Origin of the sequence: Sinorhizobium chiapasense (assembly GCF_036488675.1) — a bacterium.
Lineage (GTDB): Bacteria > Pseudomonadota > Alphaproteobacteria > Rhizobiales > Rhizobiaceae > Sinorhizobium > Sinorhizobium chiapasense.
The window spans coordinates 2683630-2705715 of the sequence record NZ_CP133148.1 but is presented as its reverse complement, the minus strand read 5'-3'; the positions used below and the strand labels follow the sequence as shown (position 1 = coordinate 2705715).

The 22086-nt window shown below is 62.8% G+C and carries 20 protein-coding genes and 1 riboswitch; of the genes, 13 read left to right on the top strand and 7 right to left on the bottom strand.

All coding sequences use genetic code 11. From position 1 onward, the window contains the following. Window positions 1-11: 11 nt before the first annotated feature. Window positions 12-845 carry an ABC transporter permease gene (locus tag RB548_RS13080; protein WP_331371727.1) on the top strand — a complete coding sequence of 278 codons (834 nt, stop codon included), beginning with the start codon at window positions 12-14 and terminating at the stop codon, window positions 843-845. Between the two features lie 61 nt (window positions 846-906). Beyond that, entirely contained in the window at window positions 907-1659 is a 753-nt protein-coding gene (locus RB548_RS13075; RefSeq protein WP_331371726.1) for an SDR family NAD(P)-dependent oxidoreductase, read from the top strand. A gap of 12 nt (window positions 1660-1671) precedes the next feature. Here RB548_RS13075 and RB548_RS13070 read toward each other — a convergent pair whose 3' ends face one another. After that, window positions 1672-2466, bottom strand: a complete 795-nt coding sequence (locus RB548_RS13070) for a DUF1194 domain-containing protein (protein WP_331371725.1) — start codon at window positions 2464-2466, stop codon at window positions 1672-1674. 357 nt (window positions 2467-2823) lie between these two features. Between RB548_RS13070 and RB548_RS13065 the strand changes: the two genes are divergently transcribed. Beyond that, entirely contained in the window at window positions 2824-4137 is a 1314-nt protein-coding gene (locus tag RB548_RS13065) for a glucoamylase family protein (protein WP_331374964.1), read from the top strand. Window positions 4138-4153: 16 nt separating this feature from the next. Next, on the top strand, window positions 4154-5005 hold the full coding sequence (locus RB548_RS13060) for a ferric iron reductase (RefSeq protein ID WP_331371724.1): 852 nt from the start codon (window positions 4154-4156) through the stop codon (window positions 5003-5005). Between the two features lie 87 nt (window positions 5006-5092). Here RB548_RS13060 and RB548_RS13055 read toward each other — a convergent pair whose 3' ends face one another. The 3 genes from RB548_RS13055 to RB548_RS13045 form a co-directional block, all read right to left on the bottom strand. Next, on the bottom strand, window positions 5093-5866 hold the full coding sequence (locus tag RB548_RS13055; protein ID WP_331371723.1) for a CbtA family protein: 774 nt from the start codon (window positions 5864-5866) through the stop codon (window positions 5093-5095). A gap of 338 nt (window positions 5867-6204) precedes the next feature. Then, a complete protein-coding gene (locus RB548_RS13050) occupies window positions 6205-6381 on the bottom strand; it encodes a CbtB domain-containing protein (RefSeq protein ID WP_136506572.1) in 177 nt (58 codons plus the stop codon). A 43-nt stretch (window positions 6382-6424) separates the two neighbouring features. Then, window positions 6425-6691, bottom strand: a riboswitch (cobalamin riboswitch). Between the two features lie 40 nt (window positions 6692-6731). Continuing rightward, complete coding sequence (locus tag RB548_RS13045; protein WP_331371722.1) at window positions 6732-7382, bottom strand: TetR/AcrR family transcriptional regulator; 651 nt, start codon at window positions 7380-7382, stop codon at window positions 6732-6734. A gap of 104 nt (window positions 7383-7486) precedes the next feature. Here RB548_RS13045 and RB548_RS13040 point away from each other — a divergent pair, with 104 nt between their 5' ends. Together RB548_RS13040 and RB548_RS13035 are read left to right on the top strand one after the other, a co-directional pair. Then, window positions 7487-8314, top strand: coding sequence for a Rossmann-fold NAD(P)-binding domain-containing protein (locus RB548_RS13040; protein ID WP_331371721.1), 828 nt, complete (start codon window positions 7487-7489; stop codon window positions 8312-8314). Further along, a complete protein-coding gene (locus RB548_RS13035) occupies window positions 8314-8790 on the top strand; it encodes an anthrone oxygenase family protein (RefSeq protein WP_331371720.1) in 477 nt (158 codons plus the stop codon). The genes RB548_RS13040 and RB548_RS13035 overlap by 1 nt, the downstream gene beginning before the upstream one ends. A 17-nt stretch (window positions 8791-8807) precedes the next feature. Here RB548_RS13035 and RB548_RS13030 read toward each other — a convergent pair whose 3' ends face one another. Next, a complete protein-coding gene (locus tag RB548_RS13030; RefSeq protein ID WP_331371719.1) occupies window positions 8808-9599 on the bottom strand; it encodes a crotonase/enoyl-CoA hydratase family protein in 792 nt (263 codons plus the stop codon). A gap of 80 nt (window positions 9600-9679) precedes the next feature. On the opposite strand from RB548_RS13030, the gene RB548_RS13025 reads away from it, so the two are divergent. Further along, entirely contained in the window at window positions 9680-10258 is a 579-nt protein-coding gene (locus RB548_RS13025) for a TetR/AcrR family transcriptional regulator (RefSeq protein ID WP_331374963.1), read from the top strand. 28 nt (window positions 10259-10286) lie between these two features. Then, window positions 10287-10670: a glyoxalase superfamily protein gene (locus RB548_RS13020; RefSeq protein ID WP_331371718.1), complete on the top strand. Its 384-nt coding sequence runs from the start codon at window positions 10287-10289 to the stop codon at window positions 10668-10670. A 2-nt stretch (window positions 10671-10672) separates the two neighbouring features. Here RB548_RS13020 and RB548_RS13015 read toward each other — a convergent pair whose 3' ends face one another. Continuing rightward, the gene (locus RB548_RS13015; RefSeq protein WP_331371717.1) at window positions 10673-11956 is read right to left on the bottom strand and encodes a cystathionine gamma-synthase family protein; all 1284 of its coding nucleotides are present in this window, start codon (window positions 11954-11956) and stop codon (window positions 10673-10675) included. 125 nt (window positions 11957-12081) lie between these two features. Here RB548_RS13015 and RB548_RS13010 point away from each other — a divergent pair, with 125 nt between their 5' ends. Then, window positions 12082-12540 carry an Lrp/AsnC family transcriptional regulator gene (locus tag RB548_RS13010; RefSeq protein ID WP_331371716.1) on the top strand — a complete coding sequence of 153 codons (459 nt, stop codon included), beginning with the start codon at window positions 12082-12084 and terminating at the stop codon, window positions 12538-12540. 220 nt (window positions 12541-12760) lie between these two features. After that, entirely contained in the window at window positions 12761-14446 is a 1686-nt protein-coding gene (locus RB548_RS13005; RefSeq protein ID WP_331371715.1) for an alpha/beta hydrolase, read from the top strand. Window positions 14447-14460: 14 nt separating this feature from the next. On the opposite strand, the gene RB548_RS13000 is transcribed toward RB548_RS13005, so the two are convergent. Then, window positions 14461-15324, bottom strand: a complete 864-nt coding sequence (locus RB548_RS13000) for a LysR family transcriptional regulator (protein WP_331371714.1) — start codon at window positions 15322-15324, stop codon at window positions 14461-14463. Between the two features lie 126 nt (window positions 15325-15450). On the opposite strand from RB548_RS13000, the gene RB548_RS12995 reads away from it, so the two are divergent. The 3 genes from RB548_RS12995 to RB548_RS12985 all read left to right on the top strand — a co-directional run bounded on the left by RB548_RS12995 (window position 15451) and on the right by RB548_RS12985 (window position 22037). Next, the gene (locus RB548_RS12995) at window positions 15451-17898 is read left to right on the top strand and encodes a GcvT family protein (RefSeq protein WP_331371713.1); all 2448 of its coding nucleotides are present in this window, start codon (window positions 15451-15453) and stop codon (window positions 17896-17898) included. Then, complete coding sequence (locus RB548_RS12990) at window positions 17895-20342, top strand: GcvT family protein (protein WP_331371712.1); 2448 nt, start codon at window positions 17895-17897, stop codon at window positions 20340-20342. The genes RB548_RS12995 and RB548_RS12990 overlap by 4 nt, the downstream gene beginning before the upstream one ends. Window positions 20343-20492: 150 nt before the next feature. Beyond that, entirely contained in the window at window positions 20493-22037 is a 1545-nt protein-coding gene (locus tag RB548_RS12985; protein ID WP_331371711.1) for a trimethylamine methyltransferase family protein, read from the top strand. Window positions 22038-22086 lie beyond the last annotated feature (49 nt).

Sequence of the window (22086 nt, the reverse complement as noted above, 5' to 3'; positions counted from 1 at the left end):
GGGAGCGAGAGATGACGTCCGTTACCGAAGAACAAGAAGTCCCAAGACAGCGCAAGTCGGAATTCGCCGTCTACGATTTCCTGGTGCGCCATGAGAACGCCTTGCTCGGCGGCTTCACGATGATCGTGGCGCTCCTGCTCTGGGAGGGAGTCGTCCGCCTCGACCTGGTCAATCCGCTTTTCACCAGTTCACCGAGCCGGATCATTGCAACCGGCTATGCGATGTTCGCCGACGGCAGCATCTATCCGCACCTCGCCATCAGCGGACTGGAACTGATCGTCGGCTATGGGCTGGCGATCATCGTCGGCGTGCCGCTCGGCATCCTGATGGGCTGGTACCGTCGCTTCGACGCCGCGTTCGATCCGATCATTTCGGCGCTCTACGCGACGCCGCGCATTGCGCTGCTGCCGCTGATCATGATCTGGTTCGGCATCGGCCTCGGCTCGAAATTCGCGATCATCTTCCTGAGCGCCGTGTTCCCGATCCTCATCAATACGACCGCCGGCGTCCAGACCGTCGAGCGCGACTATATCAAGGTGGCTCGGTCCTTCGGCGCGAACGACAGGCAGATGTTCCTGACAGTTGCCTTCCCGGCGGCCGTTCCCTTTCTGTTGACAGGCCTGCGCCTCGGTCTCGGCCACGCGCTGATCGGCATCGTGGTGGGCGAGATGTACTCGGCACAGGCGGGCGTCGGCTATCTCATTTCCGTCGCCGGCGCCACATTCCAGACCGACCGGGTCATGTTCGGCATCATCCTGATTGCCGCGGCCGGCGTCGTTCTCACCAACATCCTCAGGATGATCGAGCGGCGCTTCGACCGCTGGCGGCCGGACAACAAGCTCTAATTTCCGGGCCGGTCCTGAGCGGCCGGCCAGATCACTCCACAGCAAAGAACGGTAGGACAGAATGAAACTGATCGATCAAGTAGCGGTCGTCACCGGCGCTGGCCGGAACATTGGCGAGGCCACGGCGAGGCTGTTAGCCAAGGAGGGCGCGAGCGTCGCCGTGACCGACATCGACGCCGAGCGTGCCGGACGTGTCGCGGAGGAGATCCGCGCGGCAGGCGGCACCGCCGAGGTGTTCCTCGCCAACGTTGCCGATGAGGAAGGGGTCATTTCGCTAGTCAAGGGCGTGACCGACCGCTTCGGCAAGGTCGATATCCTCGTCAACAACGTCGCCATCAGCGACAACAAGCACGTCCTCGACGTGACCAAGGACGAGTGGGATCGGGTAATCGCGGTGACGCTGACCGGCACGTTCCTGATGAGCAAATATTTCGCCCAGCAGATGGTGGCGCAGGGGCATGGCGGAAACATCGTCAATGTCGGCTCGACCTCGGGCTTCTACGGACGTCCGCGTGCCGTCGCCTACACGGCGGCCAAGGCGGGTGTCACCAACCTTTCGCGCTCGCTGGCGATCCAACTCGCCAAGCACAAGATCCGTGTCAACTGCGTCGTGCCGAACAAGATCGGTTCGCCGGTCGGCAAGGATACCTTCGATCCGACCCGGCCCGTCGTGAACTTGCGCGACCGGCCGGGTGTTCCGGACGATCTCGCCCGCGCCATCCTGTTCCTGGTCTCCGCCGATTCCGATTTCATCGACGGCACGACGCTTTTCGTCGACGGCGGTGTTTCCGCGCTCATGCCCGGCAGCGAATGAGGAGCCGAGGTCTTATCGGTCGAGTTCGGGATAGATCCGGTCGAGAAATCCCGGCCTGAGCTTTTCGCCGATCAGGCAGTCAGCGCCAGGAGTCGTGGCCGTGAGTTGCAGGGTGGGCGGCGGGGGCAGGCCGCTCACTTCAAGGATCAGTTTCTGGCGGATCGCGATCGCGAAATCCTCCGCTTCATGAACCGGCAACACGAAGGACCCCGGTCCGCCGATGACGCATTGCGCGTAGTACTGGTCGAGCGGTCCGGTCGAGACCGAGGGGCGGATCAGGATCGCAAGGCCGTTGATGATAATGCCGCGTGAGATGGCGCCGTCGCGGGCTGGCGTAACCGGCGGGCCGGTATTGTTCGGCCCGTCGCCCGAAATGTCGATCACTCGACGCGCGCCGGAAAAGGCGTTGGAATCGATCAGGTTCGTGCCGAACAGGATGGCATTGGAGATCGACGTGCCGCGGCGCGTGCCGATCGGCCTCGCCTCGACTTTCGCGGCGAAGGCCTCGGCGTCCTCGGAATTGTCGATGATCTGCCAAGAGACAACCGACTGCTCGTTCACCAGTCCCGCCCATTCGAAGTAGCCGATCGCGATACGCCCGAGCAGGCCGCCCCTGACTGCGTTGATGAAGTCCGGATGCCGCAATGCCTGCAGATAGCCGGACCGTTGCACCCGCGCCTCTTCCATGTCCATCGATCCGGACATGTCGACGGCCAGTACCAGTTCCACATCGACATCCGTCTGCGTGGCGGCCGATTGGACCGGACTCCCACTAAGGGCCAGGATCAATGCCAACGTGCTCAACATCGCATCAACCAGTTATTGCGTGGTCAGTTCGGGGCTGGATGCGGAACAATGTGTGAGGCGGTCTGCCGCACCCTGCGCTTCAAAAATCGATCACATCTGTGAGTTTGGATTTCATCACGCCAAAATCAAGGCATCGGGAAGAATGTAGCACAGGATTGGCGTTGCGCGACCGTTGCGAACGACTACCTCTACAATATTCGGTGATCGGCAATATCGTTGGGCACAAGGCGAACCCCAACGTTGTCCGATTTTGCCCTTGAAGGAATTCTATCGACGGGCGAAAGCATCGCTGCTTTCGACATGTCGGATATCGCTGGCGCAGCCGGCATGCGCGCTGCGCTTCAGACGGGACCTGGGATGCTTCAATCCACGTCGAATACGGACATCATGCGGATCGATCGCTTGCAACGCGCTGCCTTCGGCTATTTTCTCCGATATTGCGATGCCGGGACCGGTCTCGTTGCAGACACATCACGCGAGGGATCGCCATCGAGCATCGCCGCCACAGGCTTCGGGCTCGCCTGCCATCCGGTCGCGGTCGAGCGTGGCTGGATCAGCCGTCCAGAGGCTGCGCGTCGTGTGCTGAAAGTGTTGCGGTTTCTCGCGGCCAGCAGGCAGGCAAGCGATGCGCGCGCCACCGGCTATCGTGGCCTCTACTATCATTTTCTCGATATGCGCACCGGCGAGCGCAGCTGGAACTGCGAGCTTTCCACCATCGATAGTGCCTTGCTCTTTGCCGGCATGCTGACGGCCGCTGCCTATTTCTCGGAGCGCAGGCAGGACGAGATGGAGATCCGCAGCCTTTCCGAACGGCTCTTCGAGCGGGCGGACTGGGCATGGGCGCTCAATCGCGGCGACACGCTGACGATGGGGTGGCGGCCGCCGGGCCGCTTTCTCAGGCATCGCTGGCGCGGATATAGCGAGGCGCTGTTGCTCTATGTGCTGGCGCTTGCCGGGCCGCGCCATGCGATCGCGCCGGACAACTATGACGCTTTCACCGCGGCTCATGAGTGGTTGGCGATCGACGGCGCCCGGCATCTTCATGCGGGTGCGCTCTTCATTCATCTCTTTCCTCATGCCTGGATCGATTTTCGCGCCATTCGCGATGCGGCGATGCGCAAGGCGGCGAGTGACTACTTTGAGAACACCCGTCGGGCGATTGCGTTCCAGCGCACGCATGCGGAGGACAATGCCGGCGCCTTCGCCGGCTATTGCCGCGATCTCTGGGGCTTCAGCGCCTGCCATGCGCCGAAAGGTCGGTTGCGGCTGCGCGACGGCCGTTGGCAGCGGATGCTCGGCTACGCGGCGCGCGGCGCGCCTTTTGGTGTCGACGACGGGACCCTCGTGCCCTGGGCGGCGCTCGCCTGCCTGCCCTTCGAGCCGGAGGCCAGCCTTGGCGGCCTCGACCATCTGCTTTCCCGTTATCCGGCGCTGCTCAGCGATGACCGCCTTCCAGGTGGCTTCAATCCGAGCCTGCCGGGCGAGGGCGCCGAAGGTTGGGTGGACGACAGGGTGGTCGGACTTGACCAGGGCCTGTCCGTCATGATGATCGAGAACTGGAGAAGCGGTTTGCTTTGGGAGATCACGCGCAACATTCCCGCCTTTGGCCGCGGACTGCGGCGGGCCGGTTTCGAGGGCGGCTGGCTGTCGGCGGGCGGCCCACAAGTCTGAGCGCGACGGAGGCGGGATGGAAAATGCGCGGAAGCGGGAGATCCGGGACGCCGCGGGCGAAGGGGAGGCGCGGGCCGCCATCACCTGGCTCCAGGCCGAGTTTCCCGAGGTCGCATGCTCGCGGGCCCCGGACGAGGGCGTGCGGCTCCCGTCTGCATTCTGGGCCGAGGCATCGCCCGATGTGGAGACCTGTCTTGCCTATCAGGAGCGCTTCGGCGTGGGGATGGATGACAAGGTGCGGGCGGCACATCTCATCGCCTTCTATAGCCATCAGCTCAGCCTCGTGTCCGCCGCCATCTATCTCTGTAGCAGTCGTGTTCCGGACGTGACCGGGTTGCGCTTCGAGCGCTACGCGCGTCCGCTCGAGGCGGGCGCCGTCGACGCCGGACGTTTTCTTTTTTGCATGGGACTTAAGGAAGGCTCCGGCGGCGACCCCGAGGATGCCGAAAGGCTTTTCCACGATCTCTTTGTCGCTCATCTGAAGCCGGTCATCGCTCATCTGAAGCGGCGCTGCGGCCTGTCGCTGCGCGCGCAATGGCGGCTTGCGGCCGACAGCCTGGCAGGTGCCTTTCTCGAAATCGGACGACGGCGCGGAACGGAGGCGGAGGCGATCGCGCAGGCGTTAGCGATGGTCGAGCGCGCGGGCTCCCCGTTGCATTCCGAGGCGCTTTGCTACGAGAAGATCGAAGTCGCGGCCGCGGATGGGAAAGATCTTTCGCGGACCTACAGGATGCGCGGCGGGTGCTGCCTCTATTACCGCACCGACGGCGGCAGCTATTGCGACAGCTGCGTGTTGCTCGAGCCCGAGGCCCGACGCGAGCGACTGCGGGCGCATTTGATCGATACCGCCCGCGATCAAATAGGGTGAGTTTTTCGGCTCTTGTCCGCCTGCCGTCCCTCACCCCGCGAGCGGGGAGAGGGCCAGGGTGAGGGGCAGCAAAGATCAGAACGTGACCTAACGCACCTTGACGAACCGGTCGTTGATGAAGCCGGAAACCACCCCGAGCACGAGCCAGAAGGCAAGGGTGGTCGCAAGCGCCGCGACGGCGAATTCCGCGCCGAGGACGGCGGGCACGTTGCTGGAGATGTCGAGCGGCTGCGGCGCGCCATAGATCTGCGGTGCGGCGATGAGCGCGAGACCCACGATCTTGGCGACCAGTTCGCGACGCAGCGCCAGCAGATAGAGGCCGGCTGCCGAAAGCAGCACCGTCGCAGCCCACCAGACCTGCCGTTCACCGAGTTCGGCCGCCGGAAAGCCCGGCAGTTCGGGCGGAAGGCCGATCGCCGGCAGCAAGTGCACGGCGAGCCATCCGCAGGCGCCCCAGAGCGCCCCATTCGCGAGCGTGATCGGATAGCCGATCACAAGGCTGACGCCGGCAAGCAGCAGCGAAAATCCGGCGCCTGTCACGAGATTGGCGAGGAGCGTGCCGGAGAAACGGCTCAGGCCGAACATGATGCCGCCTTCCTCGTGCTCGCCCTCATGCTCATGCGCATAGGCCGGTGTAACCGGCGAGAGCGCGGAAAGCAGCGCGCCGGCGGGTGAAGTGCCGTTCAGCGACGAATGCTGGTCGTGGCCAGCGGCTGCGGGCTCCTGCGTTGCCGGCGCTTGGATCTCATATTCCTCGGCGTGCAGGATCAGCGGCACGACGCGCATTTCCTGTGCGGCGGTCATGAAGACGCCGGCAATCAGCCCGGCCACGATTGCGGCCAGAAGTGTTTTGACGATCATTGTCGAAATTCCTCAATCGGGCGCGCGGCCGCTCCGAAGCGCGGCGCGTCATTCAAGATGCGCCAACGCCATGCAGACGCCACAGCCGGCGCCATTTCCGGTTTCCGTGGATGCAAAACGCCAGCGGAGCATGCCGGAGCGCATGCCAAACGAGAACTGCGCCCGCGTGCTATGCGCCGGAGGAACGCTCCGCTCTTGTTCGAGATGGAACGCCTGCTGCATGTTTCCTTAAGTCGTAGCCGATTTAAGGATAAAAACATGCAGCAATTCAAAGTGCTACAGCGTCCTTTGCGCGTCCGATAAGACGCGCGGCGCTGTAAGGCGTTCCATGGCATCGATCAGTGGCAGGGGAAGCCGTAGGAGTGGCGGGTGTCGTGCGCCGTGTCGTGCAGAACGGCCGAATTCGCGAGGCCCGCACCGAAGACGAGGAAGGCGCCGATCAACAGGGCGGAGATGCCCGCGACCAGACGATCGTTAAGGGAGAGCGAAATGCTCGAAGCTGTAGACGTAGCCATGACAACCTCCGTGATGGCGTTGGGATGTTTCCCGGTTTGGGCACGATGCCCGCATCGCTTGGCAGGTTTCCTGGCTCACGGCGTCAGGTGGTTTTCACCAAGGATTTGCCTCGCCTTCCCAGGATCGAACCGCCCTCTCGCGGTTTTTCCCAGTGGCTTCTTCCGGATCGCTCCGGAACGGCAAATTCACGCCGCTCTACAGTCGCGGGGTCGGCCGTGATTGAGATGCCCAGTTTGGGTCCATCCGTCACGTTCCCGTTTACTCCCGGAACGCGTTCGCTTTCCGGGAACCAATCGATCCCCGATGATTAGGATCGGTCGCGGGCGATGTCAATTGAACTTGCGGCTTCTCACGCTGCATCCGCGACAAATTCACGAAGGATCATGTGCTCATAGGCCTTGACGATGCGGTCGCCTTCCGACCTGTCGACCGAGACCGCAAGTCGCATCGTGCAGTCGCCAAGATGCATCATGAGGAACGCGGCATCTTCGATCTTTTCGCGCGGCGCTTCCGGAACAACCCTCATCCAGGTGTCGGCAAGCAATCGCCCATTCAACCGGCTCTCGGCGAGCTCGATTTTACGCAGCGCCTTGTCCGCCTGCATCGCCGACCAGATGTCGCGCATCACAGGCTCGGCGAGAAACATGTCGTAGTAAGTGTCGAAGAGCGCCGAAAAGGCGCTGCGCAATTCGGCGGGCGTGGTGACCTTTGCGAACTCCGCAGCAATGCAGTCCCGGCAGGCGGCATTGTAGCGCTCGGCGAGGGTGCGCACGATCGCCGCCTTGTCCGGAAAGTACTGATAGAGTGACCCGATGGAGATGCCGGCCATCGCAGCGACGTCGCTCATGCGCATGGCGTCGCTTCCTTTTTCCTCGATCAGCCTGATGGCGCGGGAGAGGATATGCTCGACGCGCTCGCGACTGCGCTTCTGGCTTGGTGTACGGCGAAGGCTTGTTTCCTCTTCGGCTGATCCGATCGCCGGATTTGCTTCTCCAATCATGAGCACTCCTCACATTTTGCCTTGACTCTCAAAATACGAGGATTTATCACATTTGCAAACGTGAGGAATACTCATATTCATCGAACAGCAGTCGGGAGGATAAGATGTCAGAGAAATCGACCCTGGTTCTGGGTGGCGCCGGCAAGACCGGGCGGCGGATTGCGGCACGACTTTTGGCGAATGGTGTGCCGGTGCGTCTCGGGATGCGATCGGCGATGCCTCCGTTCGATTGGGCGAACGAGGCGACATGGGCCCCGGCTCTCGATGGCGTCGATCGGGTCTATGTGAGCTATCAGCCCGATCTGGCCGTTCCTGGCGCCGCGGATACGATCCGCGGCTTTTCTGTCCTCGCGGTGAAGAGCGGAGTGAAGCGGCTGGTCCTGTTGTCCGGTCGCGGCGAGGATGACGCGCAGGCCGCCGAGGCCGAACTGCGAGCCGCGGGCGCCGAATGGACGGTCTTGAGGGCGAGTTGGTTCTTCGAGAATTTCAGCGAAGGTTTCCTGACCGACGCAGTTCAGAGCGGCCTCGTCGCCCTGCCGCCGAAAGACGTTCGTGAGCCGTTCATCAGCGCCGAGGATATCGCCGACATCGCGGTTGCGGCGTTGACAGCGGACGGGCATCAGGGCCGCGTCTATGAATTGACTGGACCGCGGCTGATGACCTTTTCCGAAGCGGTCGCCGAGATCGGCGCCGCTACACGGCGCGATATTCGTTACCAGCCGATACCGGTTGAGGATTTCGCTGCGCAATTGCGCGCAGATGGCCTGCCGGATGACTACGTAGCGCTTGTCGTCTACCTCTTCACCTCCGTGCTCGACGGCCGCAATCAGCATCTCTCCGACGATGTCGAGCGGGTGCTCGGACGTAAGCCGCGCGATTTTGCCGATTATGCTCGGGACACGACAGCAGCCGGTGTCTGGAGCATGATGTGATGGTTGCCCTGATTCCTGCCCTGGCTTTCGCTGCTGTCATCGGCTCCGGCCTGATGGCCGGTCTGTTCTTCATCTTCTCCGTCTGCATCATGCAGGCCTTGTCGCGGTTGCCGCCCGAGCAAGGAATCGCCGCGATGAATGCCATCAATGAGGTGATCCAGAACCCGCTCTTCCTCACCGCTTTCATGGGAACGGCGCTTCTGGGGCTGATCCTCGTCGCCGCTGCCTTCTTTTCGGGAGGGCAGGGTGGCTGGCTGCTGGCGGCCGGCGGGCTTGCCTATGTCGTCGGAACGTTGCTGGTGACGATCGTCTTCAATGTGCCGTTGAATGACGCGCTTGCGGCCGCTTCACGCGAGGCAGCCCGCGAGATCTGGCAGAAGCGATACCTGACCGATTGGGTCTGGTGGAACCACGTGCGGACATTCGCCTCAATCGGAGCGCTGGCGCTCTTCGTGCTCGGATTCGCACGGAGCTAGTGCTGCATTCTACGGCGTCAGCGTCCGGTGTAATGCGCCTCACGCCGTTCTTTCCAGGCCGTAAGTCCCTCGGTGAGATCATGGCTCGGTACCATGCGCTGAAATTGCTCGCTCTCGTTCAGTAGGCCTTCGCCGATCGTCATGTTGAGACCGCGTGTGACCGCGGTGATGATCGCCGCGACGGCAGGGGGCGAGTGGCGTGTGATGCGCGCGGCCAGGGCGCGAGCGGAAGCGATGAGGTCGTCGTGCGGCACGATCTTGTTGACGAGTCCTACCTCGAGCGCCCGGCTCGCGGAAAACTCGTCTCCGGTGAGAAGCAGTTCGAGCGCGCGCTTGCGACCGGCGAGGCGTGGAAGGCGCTGGGTGCCGCCGAAGGTCGGCGGCATGGCAAGCCTGATCTCGGGCTTGGCAAAACGCGCCCGGTCGCTGGCGATCGCCAGATGCACGGCCTCGGTGATCTGGCAGCCGCCGCCATAGGCAAGGCCGTTGACGGCCGCAATGATGGGCTTCGGAAAGGCTTCCAACCGAGAAGTGAGCGCTTGCCCGCGCCGCACGAAATCGCGGACGGCGGCACTTACGCCCTGCGCCACGCTGTTGGAAAATTCATGAATATCGCCGCCGGCCGAAAAAGCGCGCTCTCCGGCGCCGGTGAGGATGACCGCCTGGACGGTATCGTCCACCTCGATCAGGTCGAGGAGGTGAAGGAGCCGGTCTATCAGGTCGTAGCTCAATGCGTTCAGCCTTTCCGGCCGGTTGAGGGTGAGCAGCGCGACGCCGTCGGCGGCATCGAAAAGCACTGTACCGGACATGGCTATCTCCCGTGGTGTTGACGGAAGCAGGCTAGGCGAGCGATAAGCAGTTGTGTATTCACTAGGCGGTATACATGGTCATGACGACTGCTTCCTCCACCCGCGACCGCATCGTTTCTGCCGCAGCCAAGCTTTTCTACGCGGAGGGCATCCGCGCCGTCAGCGTCGATGCCGTAGCGGAAGCAGCCGGCGTTACGAAGCGCACGCTCTACTATCATTTCGACAGCAAGGACGATCTGATCGCCGCCTATCTCGATGGCCGCGACCAGCCTAACCTCAAGCTCTTCCAGAAATGGTTTACCGAGACCGAGGGCGACGTGGCGACAAGGGTGGAGGGCATCTTTCGCAATCTGGCACGCGCCGCCCGACATCCGAAATGGAAAGGCTGCGGCTTCCTGCGCACCTCCGCCGAACTGGCGAACATGCCGGGGCATCCGGCGATGCGCATCGGGGCAGCGCATAAGAAGAAATTCGAGAACTGGCTACGGCAGTGCCTAGAAGACGAGGGCATCGACGGCGCAGAATTGCTAGCGCGTCAGGTTCTGCTGCTTCTCGACGGCAGCTTCGCCGTCGTTTTGCTCCATCGCGATCCGAGCTATATGGAAACGGCGGGAATGGCGGCGGCATCGCTGATCACACCCGCGCTTTCCAGCCGGTGACGAAATGCCGGCCAAACCGGAGGAGAACATGGCCGTCCGACGCATCGTGCCCAATCTCCAGACGTCCGACCCACCGCGTGCGCGCGCTTTCTACACCGATCTGCTCGGCCTCGAGGTGGTGATGGATCATGGCTGGATCCTCACCTTCGCAGCGAAGGGCGGCTTAGCCATGCCGCAGGTGAGCTTCGCCATCGAGGGTGGATCGGGAACGCCGGTGCCGGCGCTCTCGATCGAGGTGGATGACGTGGACGAGGTCTATCAACGCGCGAAGCGCGCCGCTACGGAGATCGTCTACGATATCAGCGATGAGCCTTGGGGCGTGCGGCGGTTCTATCTACGCGACCCGTTCGGCAACATCGTTAATATCCTGTCGCATTCTGCGGAGCTCAAATCGCGCTCCGGAAAGACATAAATTCACACGGTCGTCAGGGCATTGGCGACGTCTGCGACGAGATCGTCCGGATGCTCGATGCCGATCGACAGGCGGATGGTCGACTCAAGCACGCCGATCCGCTGGCGCACCTCGATCGGCACGCCCGAATGCGTCATCGCGGCGGGATGGCTTGCGAGCGATTCCGTGCCGCCGAGGCTGACGGCGAGCTTGAAGATCTGCAGCGCGTTGAGGAAGCGGAATGCGGCGTCCTGGCCCCCGGCGATGTCGAAGGAGAAGGTCGAACCGGCGCCGGTCGACTGGGCGGCAAAAACGCGCCCGACGGGCGAGGCCTCGTCATGGAAGGGGAGGTAATGGATACGCTCGACCTTCGGATGGTCACGCAGGAACTCGGCGACGATGCGGGCATTGTCGTTTGCCTTGTGCATGCGGACGGCCAGCGTTTCCAACGAGCGGCCGAGCATCCAGCAGGAGTGGGGATCGAGTTGCGTGCCGATCGCGCCGCGCAGCGCCTTGATCTGCTTTATAATCGCCTTCGGGCCAAGCACGGCGCCGGCGATCAGGTCGGAATGTCCACCGACATATTTGGTCAGCGAATAAAGAGAAACGTCGGCGCCGTGGTCGATCGGGTGCTGGAAGACCGGGCCAAGCAGCGTGTTGTCGCAGACGACGATCGGCCGCTGCCCCTGTCTTTCGCCGATCGCCTCGGCAACGCGGCGTATCATGGCGATATCGACGAGGCTGTTGGTCGGGTTGGCGGGCGTCTCGATGAGGATGACGGCGACGCGTCCCTTCTCCATCGCCTCTTCCGCCGCGGCCCTGACGGCGGCCTCGTCGACCCCATCGGCAAAACCGACTGCCGACACGTTGAGATTGAGAAAAGTCTTGGCGAGCAGCGTTTCGGTGCCGCCGTAAAGCGGCTGCGAATGCAGGATGGAGTCACCCGGGCGCACGAAGGCGAGCAGCGTCGTCGCGATTGCCGCCATGCCGGAGGAAAAGACGGCGCCGCTTTCGGCCCGTTCGAAGACAGTCAGCCGGTCCTCGACGATCTCGCTGTTCGGGTGGTTGAAGCGGGAATAGACGAGACCCGGGCCGACGCCCGCCGGCGGTTCGCGCCGCCCCGAAACAAAATCGAAGAAATCGCGGCCTTCCTCGGCCGAGCGGAAAACGAAAGTCGAAGTCAGGAAGACCGGCGGCTTGACCGCGCCCTCCGAGAGCTCCGGATCGTAACCATAGTTCAGCATGAGGGTTTCGGGGTGCAGCTTGTGGTTGCCGATATGGGTCCTGGAAGGATGCGGCGCGGTCATGGCTTTTCTCCTCGAACGAAGCGGATTCGCTAACAGCCAAATTATATCAGACGCTTGGACCGATCCTTGCTATTTGCGATCACTTCGCTTTGATGGGCGCAAATATTTGCCGGAACCGAAGAAAAATGACGCAGAAAATTGCCGATGAAATGGATCGCCGGATTCTGAAGGAACTGCTGGCCGACGCCAGGATCACGAACAACGAGCTCGCCGAGCGGGTCGGGTTGTCGGCCTCGCCCTGCCTCAGGCGCCTGCGGCGGCTGGAGGAAAACGGCGTCATCCGCGGTTATACGGCGCTCGTCGATCCGGCGATCGAAGGCTGGACAATGACGGCGATCGCCACCGTCCGGCTCAGCCGCCAGCACGAGGACGAAATCGTGATGTTCGAGGAGGCGATCCGCGGCTGGGACGAGGTGCTCGAATGCCACCTTGTCACCGGCTCGCGCGATTATGTTCTGAAAGTGATGAGTGCGGGGCTCGAACAGTATGAGCGCTTCATCAAGGAAAAGATCGCCCGGTTGAAATGCGTCGCTTCGATCGAGACGAGTTTCGTGATGAACACGATCAAGGAGCGACGCATTTAGGCTGCATCGCACCGGCCGCAACAATTGACTGCAGGAGAGTGCGAGGCGACATTGCTCCCTGCGCATGTCGCTCGCGCCGGACATTCCGGTGATAGTGCCTCTACTGCATGTTTCCTTAAATCGTATTCGATTTAAGGATGAAAACATGCAGCGATTCAAAGTGTTACAGCGACCTTTGTGCGTCTGAAAAGACGCACGGCGCTGTAGAGTGGAGGGCCGCATGGAACACCTTCAACGGACGGACATGTCGAAGCCGCGGCCCTCAAGCCATACTGCAAGCTTCTGGGATTCGTTTTCCGCGACCGGGCTGCTCGTCGGCGTGCTGTTCTTCGCCGTTTCGCTGACGCCGAGTCTAATTCCGCGGCCCTACTTGATCCAGGGAGCGATATCTGGCTCTTCGCTCGCGGCCGGTTATGCGATCGGCGTGTTCCTGCGTTGGCTCTGGTCCTTCTTCGAACTTCCGGACGCTTCCCTGCGGCGCCAACGTACCTTGAAAATCGTGGCGGGGCTCGTCTGCGGCGCGGCAGTTGCGGTGTTCCTGTGGCAGACCGCGGGATGGCAGAACACCGTCCGCAACATCATGGGTCTCGAACCGATCGAAACGGCGGAACCCTTGAAGCTCGGTCTCGCCGCCGCGTCGGTCTTCGTCGTGCTCGTCTTTCTGGCGCGGCTGTTCCGGCTGACATTCCATTTTCTCTCGCGCATGCTGGAACGCCTCGTTACGCGACCCATCGCGAGGGCGATCGGCGGGCTTGCAGCCATCGCACTTTTCTGGTCCGTGGCCGATGGCTTGATCTTCAAGTTCGCATTGCGCGCCGCCGACAGCTCGTTCCAGACGCTGGATGCCTATATCGACGCAGAGGTCCCACCACCATCGGATCCGGCCAAGACCGGCAGCGCCGCATCGCTGGTCAACTGGGATGAGCTTGGGCGGCGGGGCCGTGAGTTTATCGCTTCCGGTCCCAAGGGTGCCGAGATCGGCGCCTTCTTCCGCGGTCAGGCGCGGGAGCCCGTACGGGTCTATGTGGGGCTGAATTCTGCCGACTCCGCAAGGGAGCGGGCGAAGCTCGCCCTGGATGAGCTGAAGCGCGCCGGCGGTTTCGAACGCAAGTCGCTGATCGTCGTCGTTCCAACCGGCACCGGCTGGATCGATCCGGCGGCACTCGATACCGTTGAATACCTGCTGCACGGCGATGTCGCGAGTGTTGCGGTCCAATATTCCTATCTCTCGAGCTGGTTGTCGCTGCTGGTGGAGCCAGGCTACGGGGCCGACGCCGCCAATGCGCTGTTTGACGAGGTCTACAGCTACTGGAGCACGCTGCCGAAGGACCGGCGGCCGAAGCTGTATCTCCACGGCCTGAGCCTTGGCGCGATGAACTCGCAAGGGTCGGTTGATCTGTTCGACGTCATAAGCGATCCCTTCCAGGGCGCGCTCTGGAGCGGGCCTCCCTTTCCGAGCGAGCTGTGGCAATCGGTGACGGCGGATCGCGATCCTGCGTCCCCCGCCTGGCTGCCGCGCTACCGGGACAGTTCGATCATCCGCTTCACGAACCAGCGGAATGCGCTTGATATTCCGGGCGCGCGCTGGGGCGCGATGCGGATCGTCTATCTGCAATATGCGAGCGATCCGGTGACGTTCTTCGATCCCCATTCCTTCTATCGCGAGCCGCAATGGATGAAAGCGCCGCGGGGGCCCGATGTCTCGCCGGCGCTAAGCTGGTTTCCCGTGGTGACCGGACTGCAGCTTCTCGCCGACATTGCTTTGGCGACGACGTCGCCGATCGGCTACGGCCATGTCTACGCGCCGGAGCACTACATCGACGCCTGGGTGGCGGTGACCGATCCGACGGCGGTCAGACCTGAGGACGTCACGCGGCTGAAGGCGCAGTTCAAGGGCAAGTTCTGACGATTTCGACTTGTCTACTCCGGCACCGGCGCCGGCGAGAGCAGCAGCTCCATGGCACCGATGATCTTGCGGTGCTGATGAGCATGGCGCGTGCGAAGGCTGGTCGCGGCATAGATGGTTTGCGGAATGACCGGGGCGTCGGCGACCGCGGTCGCAACGCCGAGTTCGGCAAGCCGTGCTGCGGTCGCGCCGGTGACATAGGCGGCCCCGCCAAGTGCGCGAAGCAGGCCGGTGATCGCCATGTTCTGCCCCGCCGCGAGCGGGGCGGCGGAGAGATGCGGCAGGGCGAGGCGATGGGCGCGGTCGAAGGCCGGCGAATAGCTGGAGCGGATATAGGTCTCCGGCTTCACGCGGGCTATGTCGCAGGCTTGCGTGCTGACCAGCTTGTAATGCAGTTCGCCGATCCGTTCGTAGTGAAGATCGGGTAGGTAGTGGGGCGTATAAAGGATCGCGAGGTCAAGTTCCCCGGCCGCGAGATCGCGGTTCATCTGGTTGGAATAATCCGCCTCCATATAAATTTCGGTCTGTGGCAACTCGCGGCGGATGGCGGCCAGCCAGTCGCCAGCAAGGGTCTCGGCGAGATCGTGCTGGATCCCGAGCCGCATCGAACGCTCGAAAGCGCCGGCACTGGCAACCGCGCGCGTCGCTTCATGCCATTGATTTTGAAGCGCTTTTGCGTAGTCTAGAAAACGCAGACCTGAAGCCGTCGGCACGGTGCCGCCCTTACTGCGGGTGAAAAGCTTGCGGTTGAACTGCGCCTCCAGCGCCTTCACGCGATGCGAAACGGTCGACTGCGTGATGTTCAGCCGCTCGGCCGTGCGGTTGAAGCTCCGCGTTTCCATCAGGTCCAGAAATGTCTCGATCAGTTCAACTTGCATCTTTGCGACACGCTGCCTCTAAAACACGGCGAGCCTAATCGAAAATCTCGATCAATAAAACCTAGTTCCGCTGCTTGATAGCCTTACGCTCCTCGTCAAATATCCCCTCAAAAGAGGGAACTACGCATGTCGAATTTGCCGTCTCACGCGCGCGTCGTGATCATCGGCGGGGGAGCGGTCGGCGCCTCCTCGCTCTATCATCTTGCCAAGGCCGGCTGGACGGACTGCGTGCTTCTGGAGAAGAACGAGCTGACCGCAGGCTCGACCTGGCATGCGGCCGGCAATGTGCCGACCTTCTCGTCGTCGTGGTCGATCATGAACATGCAGCGCTATTCGGCTTCGCTCTACCGCGACCTCGGAGCGCTGGTCGATTATCCGATGAACTACCACGTCACCGGGTCGATCCGCCTCGGCCATTCGAAGGAACGTCTGCAGGAGTTCAAGCGCGTCGTCGGTATGGGCCGCTACCAGGGCATGGATCTCGACACCCTTACCCCGGACGAGATGCGCGGCCGTTATCCTTTCCTCGAAACCCACGAGCTGACCGGCGCGCTCTACGATCCCTATGACGGCGATATCGACCCGGCGCAGCTCACCCAGGCGCTCGCGAAGGGTGCGCGCGATTTAGGCGCAAAGATTATCCGTTTCTGTCCGGTAACGGGCGCGCGCCGCGAAAACGATGAATGGGTAATCGTCACGCCGCAGGGCGAGATCCGCTGCGAATATGTCGTCAACGCCGCCGGCTACTATGCCCGCGAAGTCGGCAAGATGTTCGGCCGCGACGTGCCGATGATGGTGATGAGCCATCAATACATTCTCTTCGACGAGATCCCGGAACTTGCCGCCTGGTCGAAGGAGGCGGGGCACAAGCTGCCGCTGCTCCGCGACGTCGATTCGTCCTATTATCTCCGGCAGGAGAAATACGGCATGAATCTCGGGCCTTACGAGAAGAATTGCCGGGCGCACTGGACGACGCCGGACGATCCGATGCCGGAGGATTTTTCGTTCCAGCTTTTCCCCGACGACCTCGACCGGCTGGAATGGTATCTGAACGACGCCGTCGAGCGGATGCCCATCCTCGGCACCGCGGGCCTGTCGCGCGTGATCAACGGGCCAATTCCCTATGCGCCGGACGGCAACCCGCTGATCGGGCCGATGCCCGGCGTGCCGAACGCTTTCGAGGCCTGCGTCTTCACCTTCGGCATCTGCCAGGCGGGCGGGGCCGGCAAAGTGCTCGCCGAATGGGTGACGGAAGGCCAGACGGAATGGGACATGTGGTCCTGCGACCCGCGCCGCTACACCGACTATACCGATGAGGATTATTGCACCGCCAAGGGCATGGAAATCTACGGCCACGAATATGCGATGCATTTCCCGAAGCATTACTGGCCGGCGGGGCGCGGCAAGAAGCTGTCGCCGATCCACGACCGCATCGCCGTGCTCGGCGCCCAGTTCAAGCCCTATAACGGCTGGGAGCGGGCCATGTGGTACGCGAAGCCGGGCGACGACCTCTCCGAGGAAGCGACGCAGACCTGGGGCCGCGAGGGGCCGTGGGCGAGGCGCATCGAGGAGGAATGCCTGGCGGTGCGCGATGCAGCCGGTATCCTCGACCTGCCGGGCTTTTCGCGGTTCCGCGTCAAGGGCGAGGGCGCGCGGGAATGGCTGACCGGCCTGATCACCGGCCGCGTGCCGAAGGCGGGACGCATCGGCCTTGCCTATTTCGCCGACGACAAGGGGCGCATCGTTACCGAAATGTCCGTGATGGCGATCGAGGAGGACTTCTTCTTCCTGATCACCGCGGCGACTGCGCAATGGCATGATTTCGAGTGGCTGAAGAAACACCGCCCGGCGGACGCGGCCTTCACGCTTGACGATGTGACAGCGAATTTCTCCTGCCAGATTCTGACAGGCCCGAAATCGCGCGACATCCTTGCCGAGGTTTCCGACGCCAACCTTTCGAAAGGCTGGCTCACTCACCAGACGGCGCAAATCGCCGGGCGTTATTGCCGACTTGTTCGGGTCTCCTTTGCCGGAGAACTCGGCTGGGAGATCCACACGAAGGTGGACGACACGACCGCGATCTTCGACGTGGTTTGGGCGGCCGGCCAGAAACACGGTCTCAAACCCTTCGGAATGGAGGCGCTCGACAGCCTGCGCATCGAAAAGGGCTACCGCGCCTGGAAGGGTGATTTGTCGACCGACTATACGATCCTGCAGGGCGGGCTCGAACGCTTCGTCGATTGGTCCAAACCGGCATTCAAGGGCAAGGCGTCGCTGGAGCGCGAGAAGCAGCAGGGCGTCAGCAAGCGCTTCGTCACCCTGACTGTTGATGCCGGCGAATCCGACGCGCCCTACATGTCGACGCTCTGGTCGGGCGGCGAGGTGGTCGGTGAGACGACCTCCGGAAACTGGGGCTATCGCGTCGGCAAATCGATCGCGCTCGGCATGCTGCGCGCCGATCTCGCGGTCGCCGGCAAGGAAATCGAGGTCGAGATTTTCGGCGACCGCTTCAAGGCGGTCGTTCAGCCGGACCAACCGCTCTGGGACCCCTCGAATGAAAGACTGAGAGCATGACGAAGCCCATTCCCCCAAAGGCGCGCGTGGTCATCATCGGTGGTGGCGTTTCCGGCTGCTCGGTCGCCTATCACCTGTCGAAACTCGGCTGGACCGACGTCGTACTGCTTGAGCGCAAGCAATTGACCTCCGGCACAACCTGGCATGCGGCTGGGCTGATCGGCCAGCTGCGCGCCTCGCAGAACATGACGCGGCTCGCGAAATATTCGGCCGACCTCTATGTCAAGCTGGAGGCCGAAACCGGTATTGCCACCGGCATGCGCCAGAACGGGTCGATTACGGTCGCTCTGACGGACGAGCGCAAGGAAGAGATCTACCGCCAGGCCTCTCTCGCCCGGGCGTTCAACGTCGATGTTCGCGAGATCACGCCGGACGAGGTGAAGGCGATGTACCCGCATCTCAATACGTCCGACGTCAAGGCGGCGGTGCATCTGCCGCTCGACGGACAGTGCGATCCGGCCAATATCGCGATGGCGCTTGCCAAGGGCGCCCGCCAGAACGGCGCGAAGATCATCGAGGGCGTAAAGGTCACGTCCGTTCTGAGGAAAGACGGCCGCGTCACTGGCGTCACCTGCGAGCAGAACGGCGAGAGCTTCACGATCGAAACTGAGCATGTCGTCAACTGCGCCGGCATGTGGGGCAGGGAAGTGGCGCGCCAGTCAGGCGTGACCGTGCCGCTCCATGCCTGCGAGCATTTCTATATCGTCACCGAGGCGATTCCCGGCTTGACGCGCCTACCGGTGCTGCGCGTGCCGGACGAGTGCACCTATTACAAGGAAGATGCCGGCAAGATGTTGGTCGGCGCCTTCGAGCTCCATGCCAAGCCTTGGGGCATGGACGGCATCCGCGAGGACTTCTGCTTCGACCAGCTGCCGGAGGATTTCGACCATTTCGCACCCATCCTCGAAATGGCGGTCAATCGCATGCCGATGCTGGAAACGGCGGGCATCCACACCTTCTTCAACGGACCCGAGAGTTTCACCCCTGACGACCGCTACTATCTCGGCGAGGCGCCTGAGCTCAAAGGCTATTGGGTCGCCGCCGGCTACAATTCGATCGGCATCGTTTCCTCTGGCGGCGCCGGTATGGCGCTGGCGCAATGGATGAACGACGGCGAGCCGCCCTTCGACCTCTGGGAGGTCGATATTCGCCGCGCGCAGCCGTTCCAGAAGAACCGCAGCTACCTCAAGGCGCGCGTTTCTGAAACGCTTGGCCTGCTCTACGCCGATCATTTCCCCTATCGCCAGATGGCGACGGCACGCGGCGTCCGCCGTTCGCCCCTCCATGAACATCTGAAGGCCCGCGGCGCGGTCTTCGGCGAGGTGGCGGGCTGGGAGCGCGCCAACTGGTTCGCCAACGAAGGACAGGAGCGCGAATATCGCTATTCGTGGAAGCGTCAGAACTGGTTCGAGAACCAGAAGGCCGAGCATCTTGCGGTTCGCGGCGGCGTCGGTCTTTTCGACATGACGTCGTTCGGCAAGATCCGGGTCGAAGGGCGAGACGTGCTCTCCTTCCTGCAGCGGCTCTGCGCCAACGAGATGAACGTCGAGCCGGGCCGGATAGTCTACACGCAGATGCTGAACGCGCGGGGCGGCATCGAGAGCGACCTTACAGTCACCCGACTTTCGGAAACCGCCTTCTTCCTCATCGTACCTGGCGCGACGCTGCAGCGCGACCTCGCCTGGCTGCGCAAGCATGTTCGCGATGACTTCGTGGTGGTTGCCGATGTCACGGCTGCCGAAAGCGTGCTTTGCGTGATGGGACCGAAGGCGCGCGAACTGATGCAGAAGGTGAGCCCGAACGACTTTTCCAATCAGGCGCATCCCTTCGGCACGGCGCGTGAAATCGAGATCGGCATGGGTCTCGCCCGTGCCCACCGGGTGACCTATGTCGGCGAACTCGGCTGGGAGCTTTACGTCTCGACCGACCAGGCAGCACATGTGTTCGAGACGCTGGGGGCTGCAGGCGGCGATGTCGGGCTCAAGCTTTGCGGCTTGCACACGCTCGACAGTTGCCGGATCGAAAAGGCGTTCCGCCATTTCGGACACGACATCACCGACGAGGATCATGTGCTGGAAGCCGGTCTCGGCTTCGCAGTGAAGGCCGACAAGGGTGATTTCATCGGCCGTGAGGCCGTGCTTGCCAAGCAGAACAAGGGCTTGGCGCGCCGGCTGCTGCAGTTCAGGCTCGCCGATCCCGAACCCTTGCTCTTCCACAACGAGGCGATCGTCCGCGACGGCGAGATCGTCGGCACGATCACCTCGGGCAATTACGGTCATCATCTCGGCGGCGCAGTCGGGCTCGGCTACGTGCCTTGCGCGGGTGAGAGCGAGGCGGACGTGCTGGCATCGAGCTACGAGATCGAAATCGCCGGAACGAGGGTTAAGGCCGAGGCTTCGCTGAAGCCCATGTACGATCCGAAGGCGGAGCGGGTGCGAGCCTGAAAATGACTGCCCCTCATCCGCCTGCCGGCACCTTCTCCCAGTTTTGACGGGGAGAAGGGATATGCCGCGCCGTCCAGTCCCCTCTCCCCGCGTGCGGGGAGAGGGTTAGGGTGAGGGGCAAAGAGCTACAGCGCCATTGGGAGATGAATGATGGCTGAGGAATGCGCAGTTGCGGTTTCGAGACGGTCCGGCGGACGGGCGGCGCGCATGGCGCTTCGCTCGGCGCCGCTTGCCGAGAACATCCGACCCGTGCGGCCGGGTCTCGCCGGCGGTCAGTACAAGCCGTTGAGCGAGGCGAATGTCCGGCGCATCCATGAAGCCGCGCTCGATGCGCTGGAAGAGATCGGTCTTGCCAATGCGCCGAAGTCCGGCATCGAGATCATGACCGGTGCCGGCGCCATTCTCGGCGATGACGGCCGCATCCGGTTTCCCCGCGCGCTGGTCGAGGACATGCTGGCCGTTGCCGCTCGCGACATCACGCTTTATGCCCGCGATCCGAAGCAGGATCTCGAGCTCAGCGGCACGCGAGTATACTACGGCACGGCCGGCGCGGCGGTTCACGTCGTCGATGTCGAAAAGCGGGAATACCGAGAGTCGACCGCGAAGGACCTGCTGAACGCCGCCCAGCTCGTCCACCATCTCGACAACGTCCATTTCTTCCAGCGGGCAATGGTGTGCCGCGACGTTCCCGACAATTTCCTGATGGACATCAACACGCTCTATGCCTGTTGCGCCGGAACGACGAAGCATGTCGGCACCAGCTTTTCCGATCCGTCGCATGTCGAAGGCTGTTTCGACCTCATCCACATGATTGCGGACGGCGAGGACAAGTGGCGGGCGCGGCCCTTCGTCTCCAATTCCAACTGCTTCGTCGTGCCGCCGATGAAGTTTGCGGAGGAGAGCTGCATCACCATGGAGAAATGCATCCGTGGCGGTATGCCGATCCTCCTGCTTTCCGCCGGGCAGGCGGGGGCAACGGCGCCGGCGCCGCTCGCGACGGCGATCGTACAGGCGGTCGCCGAATGCCTGGCGGGCGTCGTCTATGTTAATTCCATGTCCCCCGGCCATCCGGCGATCTTCGGCACCTGGCCCTTCGTTTCGGACTTGAGGACCGGGGCGATGTCCGGCGGCTCCGGCGAGCAGGCGCTGCTGACGGCGGGCTGTGCGCAGATGCACCAGTTCTACCGCCTGCCGGGCGGTGCCGCGGCCGGCATCGCGGATGCGAAGCTGCCGGACATGCAGGCCGGCTGGGAGCAGGCGATCTCCAACGTCATGGCCGGCCTTTCCGGCCTCAACATGGTCTACGAGGCCGTCGGCATGCATGCCTCGCTCCTCGGCTTCTGCCTCGAATCGCTGGTGCTGGGCGACGATATGCTCGGGCAGGTGCAGCGCTGCATCCGCGGCATCGACGTGACCGAGGATTCGGTTTCGCTCGAAACCATGCGCTCCGTCTGCCTCGACGGCCCCGGTCACTATCTCGGCCACCAGCAGACGCTGGGGCTGATGCAGACCGAATATATCTATCCGGCGGTCGCCGATCGCACGAGCCCGAAGGAATGGGTGGAGATCGGCCGTCCGGATCTCGTCGCGCGCGCGATCGAGAAGAAGAACCGCATTCTCGCGGAGGCGGCACCTTCGGTGATCGCACCCGAGATCGACCGGGCGATCCGCGAAAAATTCAGGATCTATTGCTGACGGCAATTCAGGGCGGTTCCGCTTTCGAGCTTGGGGCGGAGATGTTCGC